Raw genomic sequence first — 3740 nt, forward strand, 5'->3', positions numbered from 1 at the left:
TATAGGCCTCTGTCTTCATCATCTCCGGATTTGTTGATGGAGTGTGTTACCACAACGAGTACCATTCATGAAGTTGGAGATATTATAGCTGTAGAATGTAAATGGCGAAGTAAGATAGGTTTTTATCTCGATATAAAAGACATTGAAAAGTACGAGGGGTATATGAATTCCAATCTGTTGAACCGTCCGATAAAAAACTTGTTTTATGTTTTTGGCTTTGGATGGTGTGGTGACAGTCCGGAATCTGTTTATGTAGTTCCTGCCAGAGAATTGTATGATTATGATAAAGATACCTGTAGAATAACGTTCCCTATTAAAGAAACCGAGAAGGAGAAAATGGATAGATTGGAGCGCTTTAAGAAGAAAGACAATAGATGCCTTCTGTACATAAAGTGATGATATTTAGAGCGATACGGCAGCATGCTAGATATTGATTAAACTATAAAAATCAGTAAAGTACTACTGTATACCGATAAAGTATGCAGTAGTACTTTGTTATATAAACTCGAATCAACTGTTATTGTTTGGGTCGCCGTCAATCTTTGTGGCGAAGGCTATTACTGGCATCTAATGCGGTTTGCAACCTTTCCCAGTCGTCACAAAGCGCCTGCATGGACCGCCTGCATGGACGGAAACAATAAATCTGCTCCGGCATCCAGTAATACCTGCCTGTCCAGCGGACCGGTATTGACTGCCACAGTGAATATGCCGGCTGCTGTTCCGGCTTGTACTCCGATAGGTGCATTTTCTACAACTATAGCTTCGTTGGCTTGTACTCCGGCTTTTTCCAGTCCCATTAGATAAGGCTCAGGATGAGGCTTTCCGTATTTCACATCAAAGGCGGTCACCATGTGGTCGCGCTGAAACATACCAGGGAAGTTGTGGGCAAGGCGGTTCAGCAGGGAGTGTTGGCCCGAACCGGTGACAAGTACCGGAATAAGTCCTGCCGCTTTTACCTTTTGCAGCACTTCCCAAGCACCCGGCATACGTTCCGGTTCCGGGTGGGTACTGAATTCGGCGCTTTTCTCTGCATAGATGCTTTCTATCATCTCGGGAGTGGCATCCTTGCCATACTGGCGTTGATAAACGATGTTGATGGTGGAGGCTCCGGTACGTCCCTCGTGCATGTATGCCTCTTCACGGCTCAAGTGCAGGCCATGACGTTCCATTACTTTATGCCAGGCATCGGCATGGTAGGGCATGGAGTTGAATAACACACCGTCCATGTCAAAAAGAACGGCTTTCAGTTGGATGTAGGGGTGCCCGTGCTTTTCCAGATAACGGGCGATAGAGTTTTCGAACACTTGGTAGATTGGAGATTGAGAATTTAAAAATGCGGGGTAGATAAATAGAGAGTTGAGAATCGGGGAACGGTTCTCTTCGCACTTGTTGTGCAGCCATTTCTCAATTCTCAACTCTCAATTCTTAATTTATCAAAGTCTTGCCTGGATAGCTTTGGACTCTTCTTCGTAGCCGGGCTTGTTCAGCAATGCAAACATATTCTTCTTATATGCTTCCACACCCGGTTGGTTGAACGGATTGACTCCCAAAATATAACCGCTGATACCGCAAGCTATTTCGAAGAAGTAGAGCAGACCTCCGATGCTTTCTTCATTCAGTGCAGGGATAACGATGCGCATGTTGGGTACGCCGCCGTCAACGTGGGCAAGCTGTGTGCCCAATTCAGCCATCTTGTTCACTTCGTCCACGTGCTTGCCTGCCAGGAAGTTCAGTCCGTCGAGGTTGGCTTCGTCCGAAGGTACTTGCAGGGAGTGCTGTGTCTTCTCCACGGAGATGACAGTTTCGTAGATGGTACGTTCGCCTTCCTGAATCCATTGTCCCATGGAGTGCAGGTCGGTGGAGAAATCTACGGCAGCAGGGAAGATACCCTTGTTTTCCTTACCTTCGGATTCACCATAAAGCTGCTTCCACCATTCGCTTACGTAGTGCAGTTTGGGATTGTAGTTTACGAGGATTTCAATTTTCTTACCGTTCTTGTAGAGCTCGTTACGCGTAGCTGCATAGATGGCAGCAGGATTTTCTGCAAACGGAACATCTTTTCCACAAGCCTTTTCCATGGCAACTGCACCTGCAACCAGTTTCTCAATGTCGAAACCTGCTATTGCGATGGGCAGCAAGCCTACCGGAGTCAGTACGGAGAAACGTCCGCCCACGTTATCGGGGATGATGAAGGATTTGTAGCCTTCGTTGTCGGCCGTTACGCGGGCAGCGCCCTTTTTGGCATCGGTGATGGCAACGATAACCTTCTTTGCCATATCCTTGCCGCGTTGGTCTTCGCATTGCTTTTTCAACAGACGGAACGCCAAGGCCGTTTCAGTGGTAGTACCGGATTTGGAGATGTTGATAACACCGAATTTCTTGTCTTTCAAGTATTCGGTGAGTTCATATAGATAATCTTCACCGATATTGTGTCCTGCATACAGAATGACCGGAGCCGTTTTCTTGTCTTGCAACCAAGTGAAGCTGTTTGACAAAGCCTCTATCACCGCACGTGCACCGAGGTAACTTCCGCCAATACCGGCAACTACTACTACCTCGCAGTTGTCACGCAACGTCTGTGCGGTAGCCTTTAGGTCGGCCAGGTGCTCTTTAGTGATGGAAGAGGGGAGGTGCAGCCAGCCTAAGAAGTCGTTGCCCTTACCGGTACCATTCTCTAATGCTTCCTGTGCAGCCTTTACTTGGGCTTCATAGGCGAAAACGTTTTCTTTGGAGATGAATCCAAGAGTCTTTTCAATGTTCAAACTAATCATAATATTCTAGGTTTTAAATTCAGTATTTCGTTTTATCTTTTTTCGCGCTTACCGGAATGAATCGGTAAGCAGCTTGATTTCAATCGTCGGCGAGATACGCTCATACAGAATGTTGTATACTGCATCTACAATAGGCATGTTGACATGATAATGCTTGTTGATTTCCTTGATACATTTTGTACCGTAATATCCTTCAGCAATCATTTCCATCTCAATCTGCGCGCTTTTTACGGAGTATCCCTTGCCAATCATCGTACCGAATGTGCGGTTGCGGCTGAAATTAGAATATCCCGTCACCAGCAGGTCACCTAAATAAACGGAATCACTTACGTTTCTGTTCAGCGGATGTACCGTTTGCAGGAATCTGTTCATTTCCTGTATGGCATTGGACATGAGCACAGCCTGAAAGTTGTCGCCATATTTCAGACCGCTGCAAATACCGGCTGCAATGGCATATACATTTTTCAGCACCGAACTGTATTCAATGCCGGCAACGTCATTACTGACAGAGGTCTTGATGAATGAACTGGCCAGTTTGCGGGCAATGGTGCAAGCCTTGTCGGTGTCGGGACAAGCAATGGTCAAATAAGAAAGGCGTTCCAGAGCCACTTCTTCCGCATGGCAGGGACCTGCCAATACAGCAATATTCTCAGCCGGGACGCCATATTCCTTAGTGAAATATTCCGAGACAATCAAGTTGTCATCGGGCACAATACCTTTAATGGCAGTGATGATGAATTTATCCTTAATCTTAGTCTTCAGTTTCTTCAAGTGAACCTTCAGATAAGGGGAAGGTGTAACGAAGATGAGCGTATCAGATTCTTTCACGACATCATTGATGTTGGAGTTGAAGTTGATACGCTTGGTATCAAACTTGACGCCCGTCAAGTAGGCAGGGTTATGACCAAGCCGTTTGAAGTCGGCAATACGGTCATCGCGTCGCATGTACCAATTTATAGACTCCGCTTG

Annotated in this window: 3 protein-coding genes and 1 pseudogene; 1 reads left to right on the forward strand and 3 read right to left on the reverse strand. The window is 46.2% G+C overall.

Annotated features, from left to right (window positions below):
* Positions 1 to 396: pseudogene (locus BHV72_RS17705) on the forward strand (hypothetical protein); the annotation flags it as partial.
* A 200-nt stretch (positions 397 to 596) separates the two neighbouring features.
* Here BHV72_RS17705 and BHV72_RS17710 read toward each other — a convergent pair.
* The 3 genes from BHV72_RS17710 to BHV72_RS17720 form a co-directional block, all read right to left on the reverse strand.
* Complete coding sequence (locus BHV72_RS17710) at positions 597 to 1415, reverse strand: inorganic diphosphatase (RefSeq protein WP_502691123.1); 819 nt, start codon at positions 1413 to 1415, stop codon at positions 597 to 599.
* 18 nt (positions 1416 to 1433) lie between these two features.
* Positions 1434 to 2771, reverse strand: coding sequence for a glucose-6-phosphate isomerase (locus BHV72_RS17715; RefSeq protein WP_005827213.1), 1338 nt, complete (start codon positions 2769 to 2771; stop codon positions 1434 to 1436).
* A 48-nt stretch (positions 2772 to 2819) separates the two neighbouring features.
* Positions 2820 to 3740 (reverse strand): NAD(P)H-dependent glycerol-3-phosphate dehydrogenase (locus tag BHV72_RS17720; RefSeq protein WP_286857253.1); only part of this gene is annotated, 921 nt, incomplete at its 5' end.

The sequence above is a fragment of the Bacteroides sp. 43_46 genome (genome assembly GCF_001915455.1).
Classification (GTDB): Bacteria; Bacteroidota; Bacteroidia; order Bacteroidales; family Bacteroidaceae; genus Bacteroides; species Bacteroides caccae.